The 16,487-nt window shown below is 63.0% G+C and carries 13 protein-coding genes; 7 read left to right on the top strand and 6 right to left on the bottom strand.

Features of this window, described 5'->3' with window-relative positions; translation table 11 throughout:
* The first annotated feature begins 6 nt into the window (after positions 1-6).
* Positions 7-1,086 carry a response regulator transcription factor gene (locus HAHE_RS04725; protein ID WP_338689029.1) on the top strand — a complete coding sequence of 360 codons (1,080 nt, stop codon included), beginning with the start codon at positions 7-9 and terminating at the stop codon, positions 1,084-1,086.
* Here the strand turns inward: HAHE_RS04725 and metH are convergent.
* On the bottom strand, positions 1,074-4,925 hold the full coding sequence (gene metH, locus HAHE_RS04720) for a methionine synthase (RefSeq protein WP_338689028.1): 3,852 nt from the start codon (positions 4,923-4,925) through the stop codon (positions 1,074-1,076). The two genes, HAHE_RS04725 and metH, sit on opposite strands and share 13 nt — an antisense overlap.
* A gap of 94 nt (positions 4,926-5,019) precedes the next feature.
* On the bottom strand, positions 5,020-5,919 hold the full coding sequence (locus tag HAHE_RS04715; RefSeq protein WP_338689027.1) for a YceI family protein: 900 nt from the start codon (positions 5,917-5,919) through the stop codon (positions 5,020-5,022).
* 99 nt (positions 5,920-6,018) lie between these two features.
* Here HAHE_RS04715 and HAHE_RS04710 point away from each other — a divergent pair, with 99 nt between their 5' ends.
* The 3 genes from HAHE_RS04710 (at position 6,019) to HAHE_RS04700 (ending at position 8,330) form a co-directional block, all read left to right on the top strand.
* Positions 6,019-6,474, top strand: a complete 456-nt coding sequence (locus HAHE_RS04710) for a hypothetical protein (protein ID WP_338689026.1) — start codon at positions 6,019-6,021, stop codon at positions 6,472-6,474.
* Positions 6,475-6,540: 66 nt separating this feature from the next.
* Entirely contained in the window at positions 6,541-7,857 is a 1,317-nt protein-coding gene (locus tag HAHE_RS04705; RefSeq protein ID WP_338689025.1) for a serine protease, read from the top strand.
* A gap of 26 nt (positions 7,858-7,883) precedes the next feature.
* Positions 7,884-8,330: a hypothetical protein gene (locus HAHE_RS04700; RefSeq protein WP_338689024.1), complete on the top strand. Its 447-nt coding sequence runs from the start codon at positions 7,884-7,886 to the stop codon at positions 8,328-8,330.
* 108 nt (positions 8,331-8,438) lie between these two features.
* Here HAHE_RS04700 and HAHE_RS04695 read toward each other — a convergent pair whose 3' ends face one another.
* Positions 8,439-9,236 (bottom strand): HAD-IIA family hydrolase, encoded by a 798-nt coding sequence (locus tag HAHE_RS04695; protein WP_338689023.1) that lies wholly within the window; start codon positions 9,234-9,236, stop codon positions 8,439-8,441.
* Between the two features lie 215 nt (positions 9,237-9,451).
* Here HAHE_RS04695 and HAHE_RS04690 point away from each other — a divergent pair, with 215 nt between their 5' ends.
* Complete coding sequence (locus HAHE_RS04690) at positions 9,452-11,080, top strand: hypothetical protein (protein ID WP_338689022.1); 1,629 nt, start codon at positions 9,452-9,454, stop codon at positions 11,078-11,080.
* 252 nt (positions 11,081-11,332) lie between these two features.
* Complete coding sequence (locus HAHE_RS04685; protein WP_338689021.1) at positions 11,333-12,487, top strand: hypothetical protein; 1,155 nt, start codon at positions 11,333-11,335, stop codon at positions 12,485-12,487.
* A 193-nt stretch (positions 12,488-12,680) separates the two neighbouring features.
* Here HAHE_RS04685 and HAHE_RS04680 read toward each other — a convergent pair whose 3' ends face one another.
* Both HAHE_RS04680 and HAHE_RS04675 read right to left on the bottom strand, forming a co-directional pair.
* Entirely contained in the window at positions 12,681-13,694 is a 1,014-nt protein-coding gene (locus tag HAHE_RS04680) for a stomatin-like protein (protein ID WP_338689020.1), read from the bottom strand.
* A gap of 26 nt (positions 13,695-13,720) precedes the next feature.
* Positions 13,721-14,161 carry an NfeD family protein gene (locus HAHE_RS04675; RefSeq protein WP_338689019.1) on the bottom strand — a complete coding sequence of 147 codons (441 nt, stop codon included), beginning with the start codon at positions 14,159-14,161 and terminating at the stop codon, positions 13,721-13,723.
* A 139-nt stretch (positions 14,162-14,300) separates the two neighbouring features.
* Between HAHE_RS04675 and ypfJ the strand changes: the two genes are divergently transcribed.
* A complete protein-coding gene (gene ypfJ, locus HAHE_RS04670; RefSeq protein ID WP_338689018.1) occupies positions 14,301-15,140 on the top strand; it encodes a KPN_02809 family neutral zinc metallopeptidase in 840 nt (279 codons plus the stop codon).
* A 3-nt stretch (positions 15,141-15,143) separates the two neighbouring features.
* On the opposite strand, the gene HAHE_RS04665 is transcribed toward ypfJ, so the two are convergent.
* Positions 15,144-16,472 (bottom strand): hypothetical protein, encoded by a 1,329-nt coding sequence (locus HAHE_RS04665; protein WP_338689017.1) that lies wholly within the window; start codon positions 16,470-16,472, stop codon positions 15,144-15,146.
* Positions 16,473-16,487: the final 15 nt, after the last annotated feature.

Raw genomic sequence — 16,487 nt, 5'->3', positions numbered from 1 at the left:
TGATCCGTGCTAGGTAAAGCCTACTTCCAACTTTCGAACTCCCTGCAATCGGCGAGGAGTTTTTCTGAGGTCGCCACTTTGCTGTCGAAGGATCTTCCTCCTCTGATCGGCGCGGACTCCTGCGTCTTGAGCGAGTCCTGTTCCCACGGCAAGATCCTGAACATCTACGGGCAGGGCCGGGTTGCGGATACCGGTCGGGAGAGGCTGGACGACCTCAACCGGCTCTACGGGGAACACCCGCTGCTCGACAAGGTGGTTCAGCAGGACCCCGGCGAACTGGGTGTGGCATCGAGTGATTTTGTCGATCCTGAGGAGTATGCGAATCTCGAATTCAACAAGATCCTGCACGAAGGCAGGCCGATGCTTGAGGCGCTGTTCGGCAAGCTTGCGACCTGCTGCCGCAAGACCACGCTGCTGATTGCTTACAAGCGCGACGGAATCTTCAACTCGGAGAACCGTGAGGTGTTCGATGCCGTCCTGTTCATCGCACGCGCGGTCCTCGAGCGCATCGGCAGCCAGAGTGTCGAGCATGCGGTTCGCAATTTCCTTCTCACCACTTCGGCAGGGGCGCCGGTCGCGATCTTCATCGTGCAGCTGAACTCCGAGAAGGAGATCATGCCGCTCAGCTACGAGGCGGTGCGTCAGGCTGAAAAGTGGTGGGCGCTCGATGAGGCGTTCCGGATCATGCCCGAAGAGGCCTACATGGCCCATCGGATGGAACTGATGGATGCCTGGACGGATCCGGTCACCGCGCAGTTCAAGCAGATCCAGATCGACCTCGGCGGGGGCGTGATGCCGTGCTACGCGATGCCGAAGGCGAACGGTGAGATCATTCTCATCATGCCGGTGTCCGGAAGCCTGCCGAGTGGGGATGAAGCGCTGAAGGCGATCCTGACCCGGCGCCAGCGCGAGATCATGGAATGGATCGCCGAAGGCAAGACCAGCGCCGAGGCGGCGATCATCCTCGATATCAGCCCGCGGACGGTCGAGAAACACCTGGAGGCGGTGTTCCAGCGGCTCGGCGTCGAGAACCGGATCGCGGCGGTTCGCCGGTTCCTCGATCTGAAGGGCGGTCAGCCGGCATAGCCGAGCCACGGCCCGAGCCACTTTTCGGCTTCCTCGACGGTCCAGCCCTTGCGGTTCGCGTAGTCTTCGATCTGGTCCTTCTGTAGCTCGCTGATCGCGAAGTAGCGGCTCTCCGGATGGGAGAACATCAGTCCGCTCACGGCGGCTCCGGGATGCATCGCACAGCTTTCGGTCAGGGTGACGCCGGTCTTTTCCGCGGCCTCCAGCAGATCGAACAGGACCGGCTTTTCGGTGTGGTCCGGCTGGGCCGGATATCCCGGGGCCGGGCGGATGCCGCGATACTTCTCCTTGATCAGTTCGTTGTGGTTGAACTCGTTCGGGCGTTCGTAGCCCCATTCGACCCGGGCGCGGTGGTGAAGCAGCTCCGCGAACGCCTCGGCGAGCCGGTCGGCGATCGCCTTGATCATGATCGATTTGTAGGGGTCGGTCTCCTTCTCCGAAACCTCCTTCGCCCACTCGTCGGCACCGTGGATGCCAACGACAAAGCCGCCGATGTAATCGTTCGCGGCACCGACCGGAGCGATGTAGTCCGCCAAGGCCATGTGGGGCTTTTCGGACTCCTTCGCCACTTGCTGGCGCAGCGTGTGGAAGCGCGCGCGTTCGGTGCCGCGTGTGTCGTCTTGCCAGACGATGATGTCGTCGCCCTCGGCATTCGCCGGGAAGAAGCCGTAGATGCCGCGGGCGGTGAAGCGCTTCTCGGCAATGATCTGCTCGAGCAGTTCCTTCGCTTCGGCATACAGTTCCTGAGCCTGTGCCGCTCCGCCTTCGTTGCGGGTCTTGAGCGTCTCGGTTTCGCGATCCCACACTCCGCGCAGCTCCCAAGCATGGAAGAACGGCGTCCAGTCGATGTATTCGGAGAGTTCGCGCAGTGATTGTCCGTCCATCACGCGGGTGCCGGTGAACGACGGGACGGCAGGTGATCCGGCGGACCAGTCGAACTGCGGCGCGTTCTTGCGGGCCTCTTCGAGCGACACCGTCGGCTTGTCCTTCTTGTTGAAGTTCTCACGCAGCGTCACGTGCTGCGCTTCGTTGTCAGCCACGAATTTACCGCGGCCGTCCTCGGAGAGCAGCGAGGTGGTCACCGGCACGGAGCGCGAGGCGTCGAGCACGTGAACCACCGGGCCGCTGTAGTGCGGCGCGATTTTGACCGCAGTGTGCGCCGCCGAGGTGGTGGCGCCGCCGATCAGCACGGGGGTCGACATTCCGCGACGCTCCATTTCCTTGGCCACGTGGATCATCTCGTCGAGCGACGGAGTGATCAGTCCCGACAGCCCGATGATGTCGGCGCTCTTCTCGATGGCCGTCTCGAGGATCTTGTCGCACGGCACCATCACGCCGAGGTCGATGACCTCGAAGCCGTTGCAGGCGAGCACCACACCGACGATGTTCTTGCCGATGTCGTGCACGTCGCCCTTTACGGTCGCCATGATCACGCGACCGGCGGAGAGCGTCTTCTCGGCCTTGATCCGGGCCTGTTCGGCGGTCAGCGAGGCGTCTTCCTTTTGGAATCGCTCGATGATCGGTGCGAGTTTTTCCTCCTTCTCCTCCTCCATGTAGGGCTCGAGATAGGCGACCGCCTTCTTCATCACGCGGGCCGACTTCACGACCTGCGGGAGGAACATCTTTCCGGCGCCGAACAGATCCCCGACGACGCCCATGCCGTCCATGAGCGGACCCTCGATGACCTTCAGTGGCTTCTCGTACTTCTGCCGGGCTTCCTCGGTGTCCTCCTCAATGAAGCGGTCGATCCCTTTGAGGAGCGCGTGCTCGAGCCGCTTCTCGACCGGCGCCTCCCGCCATGAAAGATCCTCGGCCTTGGCTTCCTTCTTCTGACCCTTGAATTGTTCGGCGAGGTCGAGCAATCGCTCGGTTGCGCCCGGGTCGCGGTTGAGGAGGACGTCCTCGACGTGCTTGAGCAGTTCCGGATCGATCTCATCGTAAACCTCGAGCATGCCTGCGTTGACGATGCCCATGTCCATCCCGGCCTTGCCGGCGTGGTAGAGGAAGGCCGAGTGCATCGCTTCGCGGACCGGGTTGTTGCCGCGGAACGAGAACGACACGTTCGAGACACCGCCCGAGACCTTGGCGCCGGGAAGGTTCTCCTTGATCCAGCGGGTCGCGTTGAAGAAATCGACCGCGTAGTTGTTGTGCTCCTCGATGCCGGTGGCGACGGTGAGGATATTGGGGTCGAAGATGATGTCTTCCGGGTTGAAACCGACCTCGTCGACGAGGATCCGGTAGGCGCGTTCGCAGATCCGGGTCTTGTCCTGGTAGGTCGCGGCCTGGCCTTTCTCGTCGAAGGCCATCACCACCGCGGCGGCGCCGAACTTCATGATCGTCCGGGCCTGCTCGCGGAAGTTGTCCTCGCCCTCCTTGAGCGAGATCGAGTTCACGATACCCTTGCCCTGCAGACACTTGAGGCCCGCGAGGATGATTTCCCACTTCGAGGAATCTACGGTGATCGGCACCTTCGTGATGTCCGGCTCGGACTGCACGAGATTGAGGAATCGCGACATCATCTCAACGCCGTCGATGAGGCCGTCGTCGAAGCAGATGTCGATCACCGGTGCGCCGTTGTCGACCTGCTGGCGCGCGACCGACAGGGCGTCCTCCAGCTTGCCTTCCTGAACGAGTTTCCGGAACCGCGGCGAGCCGGCGACGTTGGTCCGCTCGCCGATCATCAGGAAATTCTTGTCCGCCGTGTGGTTGTAGGGCTCGGTGCCGGCGAGGCGAAGTACGGGATCGAGCGTAGGAAGTTTCCTCGGCTCGACCTCGCGCACCGCTTTCGCGATTTCGGCGATGTGCTCCGGGGTGTTGCCGCAGCAGCCGCCGGCGAGATTGATGAAACCCGACCGAGCGAAGTCGCCGACCAGCCGGTTCATGTCGGCAGGAAGATAGGGGAACCCGGTGGACGAGAGCGGATCCGGCATTCCGGCGTTCGGGTAGCAGGAAACGTAGGTGCCGCAGACCTGAGACAGTTCGTCGATGAACGGTCGCATCTCCTCCGGACCGAGCGAGCAGTTGAGGCCGACAGCCAGCGGTTTGACGTGCTCGACCGAGTTCCAAAGGGCCTCGACCTTCTGCGCCGAGATCATGGTCTCGCCACCTTTGCCGACGGCGGCCGAAATGATGATCGGCAGGCGGAAGCCGTCCTCATCGAAAACATCCTGGGCCGCGACCGCCGCCGCCTTGGCGTTGAGCGCGTCGAAGATCGTCTCGATCATCAGGATATCGACGCCGCCCTCCACCAGCGCGCGGATCTGCCGTTTGTAGTCCTCGTAGACCTGGTCGAAGGTCACCGAGCGGAAGCCGGGGTCATTCGGGTCGACGGCCGAGTTGTTCAGCCCGACCGTCAGCGGGCCGATGGCGCCGGCAACGTAGCGTGCGACGCCGGTGTCGTTGGCGACCCGTTCGGCGGCTTCCCGCGCGAGGCGTGCCGAGGCGATGTTGATCTCCGCGGCGAGCTCCCTAAGTAAGGGATCGTCGAGAACCTTCTGGTAGAACTCCGGATCCTTGCGTCCCTTGCCCGACTCCCGCGGATCCTCGACGAAGAATTCGCTCTGGGCGATCGACGTGCCGGAAAACGAGTTGGTCTCGATGATGTCGGACCCCGCTTCCAAGAAGCGCTTGTGGATGTCGGCGATGACATCCGGACGGGTCAGGCAGAGAATGTCGCCATTGTTGAGGAGATCCTTTTCGGTGTTCTCAAACCGCTGGCCGCGGGCGTCGGCCTCCTTCAGGCCGTAGCCACGGATGGTCGTTCCCATCGCGCCATCCAGCATCAGGATGCGCTTCTCCAGGGCGGCGGTCAGTTCAGCGGTCGCGTCGGGTCGCGGCATGCCCAGAACCTAGGAAATCCCCGACCGCCCGCAAGAGACAAATCATCATATCACGATTTGATGATGGGAGATTTTCGGGGGTCCTGCCGATCGCTCAACGGGTGACGATCCGGGCTTGAAACTCGATCATGTCGTTCACGAGGTGGCCGGCGAGGTTTTCGAAGAACCGGGCGGATCCGTAGAGGATTCCCCATCGGGTCCGATCGACGGCAAATGACGCTTGGGCGGCGGGCTTGCCGTCCGGGGTGAGACCGGAGCAGGCGGTGAACTCGATCGGCTCGGTGATCCCTCGCAGGGTCAATTCCGCCGTTACAGCGAGATTGGGCGTGCCCGGTGCGGTATCCTGCAGCTCCTTGGCAGCAGTGATTTCAAGCCGGCAATCCGGATGCTCGGCGGCGTCGAGGAAATCGTGATCGAGGAGGTGCCGGATCAGGACATCGTGGAGCGGGTCGCCACCAAGATCAGTGCAGCGGAGTGACTGCAGATCGAACTCGATCCGCCCGCCGGTCAGCTGGCCGTGGTCGAAGTCCAGTGCCCCCGCGGTAATCGCGATCGTGCCGAAATGTTTGTTCAGCAGATTCCGCCCGGTCCACTCGAGCCGGCACTCGGAAAGGTCGAGGTCGAGCGTGCCATTCGGCGGCTCGGGAATTGCCGGGGCTGAAGTGGTGCCCTCCGTGTCCAACCCGGCTTGTTTCCAGCCCTCGATGCCTCCTTCAAGGACCGACACGTCTTGATATCCGCTCCGGACAAGCTTCTCGGCGGCCATGCGGGCTTCGTGGCTTTTCGCGGACGCGCCGCAAAGGACGGTGGGCAGGTCGGAATCGGGAGCGGTGTCGCCGAGCCGCTCGAGAAACGAGACTTCGAACACGCAATTGTTCACGGCTCCCGGCACGTGTTCAGCAGTGAAGTCTTCGGCAAGTCGCACATCGAGAACCCGCGGAGGTGAAGCGTTGCCAAGTCGGTCGGACAGTTCCTTCGGAGAGATCGATTTCATCGGAAATAGGGGTCTACGTCCGTTCCTTGGTCGGCTCGGGCGCGATGCAAGTTGCGATTTCGGTTCGGCAGTGCGGCCTGCCGGTGCTATGGGTAGAGAATGAGAGCTCTCCCACTCTGCATGGTTTGCGCGTTGATGGCATGCCTTTCGGCTGACGAAATCGGCAAATCTCCAACCGCCTTCGAGACCGAGGGGAATGGCGGGGCGGCGAGAGGCTCCGTTTCGATCCGGAAGACACGTCCGGACCAAGCTCCGAAGAAGATCACCTACATTGCCGTTTGTGACGTTCGGGACTGGAAGAACAAGGAGGGGCAGGTGATCCGCGCCTGCATGCTTGCCTTCGAACGCAATCCGGCGGATCCCGAGACCAAGCCGCTGACCTTGGTCAGCGAGGGCAAGGTGCGTCTGCTCCTGGAGGGTCGCAAGCAGTTCAACCTCTACCCCTTGTCGAATCTCAGCGAGGAGGATCAGAACTTCGTCGACGGGCTCATCCGTGCCCGCAAGGCCGCCGCCGAAGCGGCTGCGGAGAAGACGGCGCCCGAGAAGGAGGAGTAAGGCGAAATCGTCAATCGGTCGGATTCGGCTTGGCGGGTGCTGGCCGGATGGCGGAGCATCGCACCGATGTTTTCTGTGAAATGCGGCCGCATTGCGGCCATCGCAATGGCTTGGGCGGCATGCGTTGCCATCGCCTCAGGGGAGACGGCCGAGGAGAAGATCGACCGTCTCGAGCGGTCGAACGAGGCGCTCCGAAAGTTCGCCCTCGATGGCTTGGTCGGCCGCCGCTACGAGGAGATCAAGACCAAGGACGGCACGGTGTATCCGGAGCCGGTGGTGGTCGATGTGTCCGGTCGGGTGGTGAGGATCCGTTACGAGGAGGACGGCCGCGAAAGCACGGCAAGCATCGACCTCGGCAACGGTCCGGCCGAATGGTCCGTCCTGCTGCCTCCGGGTGAAGCGAGCGAAGCGGTTGTCGTCCGGGGTGAGGCAACCAAGCCGGGCCAGAAGGTGGCCAAGGCGATCGTGGTGATCGAGGGTGACCAAGGGGTTGGCACCGGCTTCCTCGCCGAGAGCGAGGGGAAGGTCTATCTCTACACGGCCGCCCACGTGCTGTCAGGCAACACCCGGCTGGCGGTGAAGCTGCAGAACGGGCGAAAGATCACGTCCTTCGGCAAGTTCGAAGCCTCCGACGGAGCGGATCTCGTCCGCCTTGAGGTGACCGAGGAGGTCGACTCTCCGCTGAAAGTCGCGTCTTCATCGGGTCGCGCCCGCGAGGACATGGTTGTCTTCGCCGCAGGCAATGCCGGCGGTGGTGGCACGGTCGGTTTCGAGCGGGGCAAGATCGTGGGTGTTGGCGCGGAGTCGATCGAGATTGATGCCGACGTGATTCAGGGCAACAGCGGTGGACCGATCCTCGATGGCGTGACCCACGAGGTGCTCGGAGTCGTGACGCACCTGATTGCCGCCCGTCTCGACCATTGGGCGAAGGAGACCCGCTATTCCGATGTCCGCCGTTTCGGTTGCCGTCTCGACCGCAAGTGGGGATGGCAGGACATTGCCATCGGCCGTTTTCTCGGTGAGGGGCAGAAGCTCAAGGAGGTCACCGATCTCAACGAACTGTTCATCATCGCGATGCAGCCCAGCGAGTGGGAGAGCTCCCGCCTTTCGGATTTCAAGGGTCACATCGTTGAGAAGGAGATCCGCGCGCTCCAGGACTGGATCGACGACAAAAGCGGGAGCGGCACCGGAGTCAGCGAGGCCGATCGCAAGCGGAAGGTGGCCGCTCTCTTCACCGGAATCCAGTCGTCGTCGCGGGCCCAACTGCGGGCGTTCAAGCCGGATCGTTACGTCTGGTTCCACCGCGAGATGGCGGAGCAGGCGATGAAACTCCGGGAGGAACTCGACAAGGCCTGCAACGAGGCGGTTGACGATTTGCGTTGAGCCCATCGGCAGGCTAGGGATTTCCCATGCTCATTCCATTTCTCCTTCGCCTGCTCGGCATGGTGGCGGTGCCGCTCGTGGCGTCGTGCGCCGGCGGTTACCATCAGGACTTCCGCGAGGCGGTCGCCGCCCAGCCGGTGCCGCCGACATCACCTCTCGGACCTTGGAAGGGTGAGTGGCGGAGCGAGGTCAACGGCCACCACGGACCGCTGTGGTGCGTCATCCGGCCCGACGGACCGGATCATCACGACTTCCGCTACCGCGCCGGCTGGGGGGCGCTGCAATTCGGTGACTACACGCACCGCGCCGCCACCCGGACGGGCGACGGCGCGATTGAGTTCAACGGAGAGATGGATCTTCCCGGCGGCGTGGGCGTCTACCAGGTCGAAGGCCGGGTGACTGCGGAGAAGTTTTCGGCGAAGTATCGTTCCGACCGCGGGGATCGGGGAACGATGGAAATGAGTCGCCCCTGAGAGTCCCGGGGCTGACCCGAGTTCCCGGTGCCCGCGGATTGCGCTACCCGATGCAGGTGAAGTGCGCCGCCGGCGACGAGAGCCCGGAAGGTCGTTCCCGGGTGCATGTCAGGCTGGCACCTTGATACGGTTGCCACGGAAAAGTTCTTCAGGAAGATCGGCCACGCTCGATGCGATGTAGTCGGGCCGGTAGGCGTAGTTCTTCACCTCCTCGAGCGTCGTGTGACCGGAAAGCACGAGCACGGTGGTGTAGCCCATCTGCACACCTCCGAGGACGTCGGTGTACATCGTGTCGCCGACCATCACGACCTCGCCGGTCCGGAGGCCGAGCTCCTGGCGGGCGATGCGCATCATCACCGGGCTCGGCTTGCCGACCGAAAAGGCCTGCTTGCCGGTGGCCTTCTCGATTGCCGCCACGATCGCGCCACAACCGGGTCGCGCGCCGGACTCGGTCGGGCATCTCGTGTCCATGTTGGTTGCGATCAACCGGGCGCCCTTGTCGACGAGGCGGGTCGCGTGCTCGAGGATCTCGAAGTTGATCGTTCTGCCTTCGCCCACGACCACGAAGTCCACATCGTCATCGGCCACCGTGAAGCCGTTGATGTGAAGGGCATTGGCGAGGCCGTTTTCACCGACCACGAAGGCTGTGCCTCCGGGTCGCTGCGAAGCGAGGAAGCGGGCGGTGGCCATGGCGCAGGTGAAGACCTCCTCGTGGGAGGTTTCGATGCCGAGCCGGCAAAGCTTGTGCGCGACGTCGCGTCGGCTCCGCTGGCTGTTGTTAGTGAGGAAGAGAAACGGGTGTCCCTCCGCACGGAGAAAGTTGATGAAGCGATCGGCCCCCGGCACCAGCTGGTTGCCGCGGTAGATCACCCCGTCCATATCGAGTAGGAATCCAGGTGTTTTCACGGTTGGCGCCGACAGCGGCGAGCGTGCCACTTTTGGCTTTCGGAAGCATTTGGTCGGAATAGTTTCATGAAGCGCGAGCGGCCCTCATGGCAAGGCTTCCGAACCATGAAGGAAACTTAAACGACGCCCGATTTTCGACAGAACCAGCGTTTTATGGCGTTTTTAGTGACGAACGATGTAACTGGTTCTGCCGTTCATACCATCCAACCCGATTCATGAAGACATCCTGTTTGCTATTGATGACTGCAGCGGCACTGGCCGCCGAAGATCCCGGTGAGCCGCCCGTGAAAGCTCCCTATCAGAAAGGCGAAGACCGCCTTGCGGTGAATGACTGGTGGAACCGCCCGACCCCACAGAATCCCAAGCAAAAGATCATCGACCTGAAGGTCCCGCGTGATGAGGTGGTGGCATTCGGGTTGTACACGGTTTCCAACAAGACGCTGAAACTCTCCGCCCAGCTCTATCCTTTGTATCCGAAAGAGACGCGAACGGTGCGGTTGGAGATCCTGAAGGACGACAAATGGCAGGAGATCGCGAAGGCCGAAGTGAACGACCTCGGTTGGTCGGCGCTGTTCCGGGTCGAGGATTGGCCGACCGATCGCGATGTGGCGTACCGGATCCGGCACGGCGAGAAAGCGATGTTCGAGGGACTGGTCCGCAAGGATCCGGGCGACAAGGATGAGATCGTCCTGGCCGCGCTTTCGTGCAACTCGAACAAGGATCGCGGCATGCGGGAGAATTACGTTCGCAATATCAACCACCTCGACCCCGATCTGATCTTCTTCGCGGGTGACCAGTCCTACGATCACAAGGAGCACACCGCGGCCTGGCTGAAGTTCGGCCTCCAGTTCCGCGAGACGTTCCGCAACCGCCCGTGCATCTCGATCCCGGACGATCATGACATCGGCCAGGGCAATCTGTGGGGCGAAAACGGGAAAGTCGCGCAGCTCGGCTCGGGCGCCGATGGCGGATACTTCTTCCATCCGGATTACGTGAAGCAGGTCGAGCGGTGCCAGACCGCGAATCTGCCGGATCCCTACGACCCGACTCCGGTCGAGCAGGGAATCGGCGTCTACTACACCAACCTGATCGTCGGTGGTGTCGACTTCGCGATCCTCGAGGACCGCAAATTCAAGACCGGACCGAAGGACCGTCATCCGATGAAGGGACCGCGGCCGGACCATATTCGCGACCCTGATTACGATCCCAGCGTGGTCGACGTTCCCGGGCTCAAGCTGCTCGGCGACCGTCAGCTGAAGTTCCTCGAGGACTGGTCGGACGACACCGATGGAGTCGCGATGAAAGCGGTGCTTTCGCAGACCGGCTTCTGCGGTGGTGCCCACCTGCACGGCTCGAAGAACAACCGGCTGCATGCAGACATGGACTCGAACGGCTGGCCGCAGACCGGCCGCAACAAGGCGGTGTCGCTGATCAAGAAGGCGAACGCCGTGCACATCGCCGGTGACCAGCACCTCGCGACCCTGATCCAGCATGGTGTCGATGAGTTCCGCGACGGTCCGTGGGCGTTTGTGGTGCCGGCTTCGGTGAACAACTACTACGGCCGTTGGTGGTGGCCGGAGGACGAGAAGGCGGGAGGCAATCCCGACCCGGAGAATCCGCTGCCATGGAACGGCGACTACCTCGACGGCTTCGCCAACAAGATCACCGTGCATGCCTACGCCAATCCGGAGAACCCTTCGAGCGGCGGCGGCTTCGGATTGATCCGCTTCCGCAAGGACCCCGAGGAAGTGACCTTCGAGTGCTGGCCGCGGGATGTGGATGTGACGAAACCGGGTGCCAAGCAGTTCAAAGGCTGGCCGCGGACGATCTCGATGAAGCGCTGAGGTCGATTTCTGCAGTTCTCCGCCCGTGTCCTTCCGGGGACACGGGCTTTTTGTTGCCTTGGTTCGTTCGCGAAGTGGTTCCGGTCAAAGGGAACACTCAGCATTCAACAAGGAATGTCCAAATGCCATCGGATCGACGCGCGGCCTCTTGGTCATTGTGAGGTCCTTGTTGAATGTTGAGTGTTCCCCTCTGGAAGCGGTTGACCCGATCGGGGGATTCGACATTCGTCCGGACTCGTGTGAACTGGGGCAATGAGAGCATGGTTGTTTTTCGGGATCGCGACCGTCTTCAGCGCCTCGGCGCAGGAGCTGAGGCAGGGGAGGGTGTTCGAGCCGGAGCAGGGCGCGGCTGACCTCGCCGAGAGGACGAAGGAGTACGCGAGCCAGGCCGAATGGGAGGCGAAAGCGCGCAAGATCCGCGGTGGAATCCTCAAGGGAGCGAAACTCGACCCGCTCCCGGAGCGCACGCCGCTGAAGCCGATCCGGCATTCGGTGAAACCACTCGACGGTTACTCGGTCGAGAACGTGGCGATCGAGTCGCTGCCGGGGCTCTTCGTGACGGGAAACCTCTACCTTCCGGAGCATCGGGAGAGGATGCCGCTGGTGCTCTGTCCGCACGGCCACTGGCAGGGCAAGGACCTGGCGGAGCACGGGCGCTTCCGTCACGACATGCAGAAGCGCTGCGGCGCGATGGCCCGGATGGGGTGCGCGGTCTTCGCCTGGGATGCGGTCGGGTTCGGCGAGTCGCGCGAACTCGGATGGGACCACAATTTCGGCGACGAGGTGCTGCGAATCCAATTGTGGTCGGCGATCCGGGTACTGGATTTCATGGAGAAACTTGAAGGCGCGGATCCGAAGCGGGTCGGAGTTACCGGTGCCTCGGGTGGCGCGACGCTGAGCATGCAACTCGCGGCGGTGGATGGCCGGGTGACGCTGTCGGTTCCGTGCGCGATGGTTTCGTCCTACTTCTACGGTGGCTGCAACTGCGAGAGCGGCATGCCGATCCATGTGCGACCCGGTCACGTGACCAATCCGGTCGAGATCGCCGCAGTCATCGCGCCACGGCCGCTGCTGGTGATCTCCGACGGCGGTGACTGGAGCGCGCATGTCCCGCAGGATGCCGTTCCTCACATCCGCCGGATCTACGGCTTTTATGGTAAAGAGGACCGGGTTGAGAACGCGCATTTTCCGGACGGCAAGCACGACTACAACGCCGAGAAGCGGAAGCCGCTCTACGCTTTCCTCGCGAAGCATTGGAAGCTGGATGCCGCCCGCGCCGATGAGGCGAAGGTCGAGGTGCTTTCGCCCGACCGGCTCAGGGTCTTCGACGCGGGGCATCCGGTTCCCGCCCATGCCCTGAAAGCAAACACGCCCCCGAGTTGGGGACGTGCTGATTCCGGGGGGTGATCGGTGGGCTTCGACGATGGTGATTGCGAAGGAGCACGAAAATTCCCAGGCCCGGGCATTGCCCGGGATGGACCGCGAGCTTCAGTTCGCCCCGGAACCCAGGCTGCCCGCATGATGGGGCGAGCTGAAGCTCGCGGTCCGCTCCCATTCATCGTCTTCCGACGGGATCGCCCACGATGGAGCTGCGTCCGGGTCAGCCGAGCGGTGGCGGCATTCCCGGGCCCGGATTACGGGAGGCGCTTCCGGCCGGTTCGTCCGAGGCCGCTCCGGTTCCTTGGAGGATCTTCGCCAGCGATGCGACGGTTCCTCCGATGTCGGAGAGGTTCTGCGGCACGATGAGCGTGTTGCCCTCCTTGGCGAGATTGCCGAACTCCTTCACGTACTGCTCCGCGATCCGCAGGTTCACGGCCGCCTGTCCGCCCGGCGCCTCGATGGCCTCGGCGATGCGGCGGATGCCGTCGGCGGTCGCGGTGGCGAGCAACTCGATCTCGCGGGCCTTGCCTTCGGCCTCGTTGATCTGGCTGAGCTTCTTCGCCTCGGAGACCTTGATGGCGTCCTGCTTCTCACCTTCCGCGACGTTGATCTGGGCCTCGCGCTGACCCTCGGAGAGGGCAATCTGTGCCCGGCGCTCGCGTTCGGCGCGCATCTGTTTCTCGAGCGCGTCCTGGACCGACTGCGGTGGCTTGATGTTGGCGATTTCGTATCGGGTGATCTTCAGGCCCCATGGCTCGGACGCCTTGTCGAGCGCGATGATCACCGAGTTGTTGATCGCGTCGCGTTCCTCGAAGGTCCGATCGAGTTCGATCTTGCCGATTTCAGAACGCAGCGTGGTTTGTGCCAACTGCGAGGCGGCGAAGTAGTAGTTCTCGATGCCGTACGACGCGGCTTTCGCGTCGAGAACCTGCATGTAGAGAACACCATCAATCTCAATCGCGATGTTGTCCTTGGTGATGCACATCTGCGACGGCACGTCGATCGCAACCTCCTTGAGCGAGTGCTTGTAGGCGACCCGGTCGATAAAAGGAACGAGGATGTGGAACCCTGCCTCGAGCGTCTTGTGGTACTTGCCCAGTCGCTCAACGACGTGGGCCGAGCGCTGCGGAACGACGCGTGCCGTCTTGATGACGGCAATGACGGCGATCAAGACGAACGCGATTCCGATGATCGTGGGGAACAGCGTTTCAGCGAGTAGCGTGGTGGCATTCATGGTCTTTGGGGTATGGTTGGAAATGCTCAGCGCGTGCGGACGTGCAGCGTCAGTCCGCTCCGGTTCTCGATGATCACGGTCTCGCCGGCGGCGATCGCCGTCTCGGCACGGGCCTTCCACTCGGCGCCCTTGATCTCGACCCGGCCGTCCGCGCCCGGACCGGGAATGTCGTGGGTCACGCGGGCCTCGCGACCGGTGAAGTCATCGTCGAGATCTCCCTCGCCGTCCTCGGAGTTGCCGACGAACCACTTTTTCACGTAGCGGCGGAGGCTGAAGAGCAGGATGATCGAGCTGCCGCCGAACATGAGCGACTGCGAGCCGATGCCCGGAGTCAGTCCGAGCCAGGTGGTGATCGAGGTGACAACGGCACCGAAGCCGAAGAAGACGATCACGACGCCGGGGGCGGCGAATTCGAGGAGGATCATGATGATCCCGGCGATGAGCCAGAGCAGTTTGGGGTCGAGCATGGGTTGTGGACTCGGTTACGCTTCTGTTCTAACACGGCCCGTCACCCGGGCGATTACAAATTCCCCGGATGCTTGGACGGGCGGGAAGACGAAGCTTGCCGTGAAATGGCGGTTTGTGGGAGCCTGAGGAGTCCGGGTTATGCGTTGGGAGAATCGGGAAAGAAGCCGCAATGTCGAAGACCGCCGCCGTCGCGGGGGTGGTGGCGTGGCGATGGGCGGGGGAGGCATCATCGTGGTGCTACTGCTGGCATGGATTTTCGGGATCAACCCGATGACCTTGCTCGAGGACACGGGCGGTGGCGGAGCGATGTCCGGCGCGCCGGCTTCACCCGAGCAGGACCGCCTCGCTGAATTCGCCTCGACGGTTCTGCGTGATACCGAGGTCATCTGGACCGCCGAGTTCGAGAAAATGGGGAAGCGCTACGAGCAACCGAGAATGGTCATCTTCTCCGGCTCGACGCGCTCCGGTTGCGGCTTCGCCAGCTCGCAGGTCGGGCCCTTCTACTGTCCGGCCGACCGGACGGTTTACATCGATCTCGGGTTCTTCGAGGAGCTTGAGAACCGCTTCGATGCGCCCGGCGATTTCGCGCAGGCCTATGTGATCGCCCATGAAGTCGGGCATCACGTCCAGAACCTGCTCGGCATCTCCGGGCAAGTCCATCAGGCGCAGCAGCGGACGGACAAGGTGCGGGCGAACGAGCTCTCGGTGCGCCTCGAATTGCAGGCCGACTTCCTTGCAGGGATGTGGGCTCGGAAGGGGCAGGAGCGCTACAATTTCCTCGAAGAGGGCGACGTCGAGGAGGCGCTGCGCGCGGCCAACGCGATTGGCGACGACACCCTGCAGCGGCAGGCGCAGGGGCACGTGGTTCCCGACGCCTTCACCCACGGCACGTCCGAGCAGCGGGTGCGCTGGTTCATGAAGGGATTCCGGGGCGAGCGTTTCGACCCGAACAACACCTTCGACGCGCGGGACCTCTGATCCCTATTCGATCGAGTTGATCGTCTTGGCCAGCGCCGTCTCGGCTTCCTTGCGCCACTTGAGGGACTCGGCCGCCTCCTTGGTATGGGCTTCCGAGAAACGCTTGCCTTCGAAGGCCTTGGTCTGCCGGGTGGACAGCACCTGGATCTCGTCGAACACGCGGCCCACCTGCTTGTTGACATCGCTCGCCGAGGCCCGGGCACCCTTGTCTCCGAGCCAATCGGAGAGTTCTTTCAGCGAGGAAACGACATCGGCGCCCGAGTGTTCCTCAAGCACTTCTTCGACCGACATGCGGGCATCCGGAATGGTGCCGTAGGTGATCGTGTTTCCGGAAACTGACATCGCCGCGAAGGCCGCAACGAGTCGGGTGGTGCGGTCCATCTCGGAAAGGATCCTCGCTTCCTCGAGATAGGAGGCGACCGGAACCGCGGACCAGTCGGCGTCACCGCCAAGCCGGATCACCGTCTTCGCTCCGGGGCGACGGCGGCTGTAATTGTCGGGCCAGAGCAGGTGCTCCTCCTCATCGGCCTCGACCATCACTCCGAACAGTTCACCGGTGTCGCCCTTGAGGACGGGCGCTCCCGCCGGTGCCGCGCTGATCCGTGAGTCGGCCCGGATGGTGCCGTCGCTGCTCCGGCCGTAGGACCGGCCTTCGATCAGCGAGCCCGATTCGTCGGCCGTCAGGAGGGTCGTCGATCGGCCGGTCTCGGTGGTTTCTTCTCCGGGAATGGACAACTTGGCGGGGACCTCCTCGGTGATCTCGAGGCGGGCGAGGCCGCGGGCGTTGTCGATTTCGAAGGTGCCGAACTTCGTCAGTTCGCCGCCGCCTGACCCGGCGATCTGGAGCTGGCTGTTGCCTTCGAGGGTTTTCAGGGAAAAGTAGATCCACGTCTTGCCGTCCTCCTCGACCAACACTCCGGAGCCCGTGCTCTTGTCGCCGGTGATGGTCACCCGGGCGGCCAGATTCTTCTCCGCCGCCTCGCGTCCGGCCTGGGCCATTTCCTCGCGACTCGGCTTCGCCTCCTCGGCGGCTTCGGCGTCTTCTTCCCGCTTGCGGTAGCGGGCCAGTTCGCTGCTGGCCGACTTCAGCTCCGACTTGACCGCGGACAGCTCGCCTTTGAGCTCGCTGAGTTCGTCGTAGACCTTCTCCAAGCTCTCCTCGGCCTTCTCGCGCATCCGCTTTTCGGACTCGTAGTCGCCTTGGACCGCTTCCACTTCCTCCGTCAGGCGTTCGACCTCGGCGGACTGGTCCTCGTTGCACGACGAGAGAAGAACGGTGCTGCCGGCGAGGGACGCCAGCGTGGCGCGGCGGAAGAGGTTTCGGGTTTTCATTCCCGCATCTTCGCC

It is taken from the genome of Haloferula helveola (assembly GCF_037076345.1).
GTDB classification, from domain to species: domain Bacteria; phylum Verrucomicrobiota; class Verrucomicrobiia; order Verrucomicrobiales; family Akkermansiaceae; genus Haloferula; species Haloferula helveola.
The sequence above is the reverse complement of the archived record's forward strand: the minus strand, read 5'-3'. Positions and strand labels throughout refer to the sequence as shown.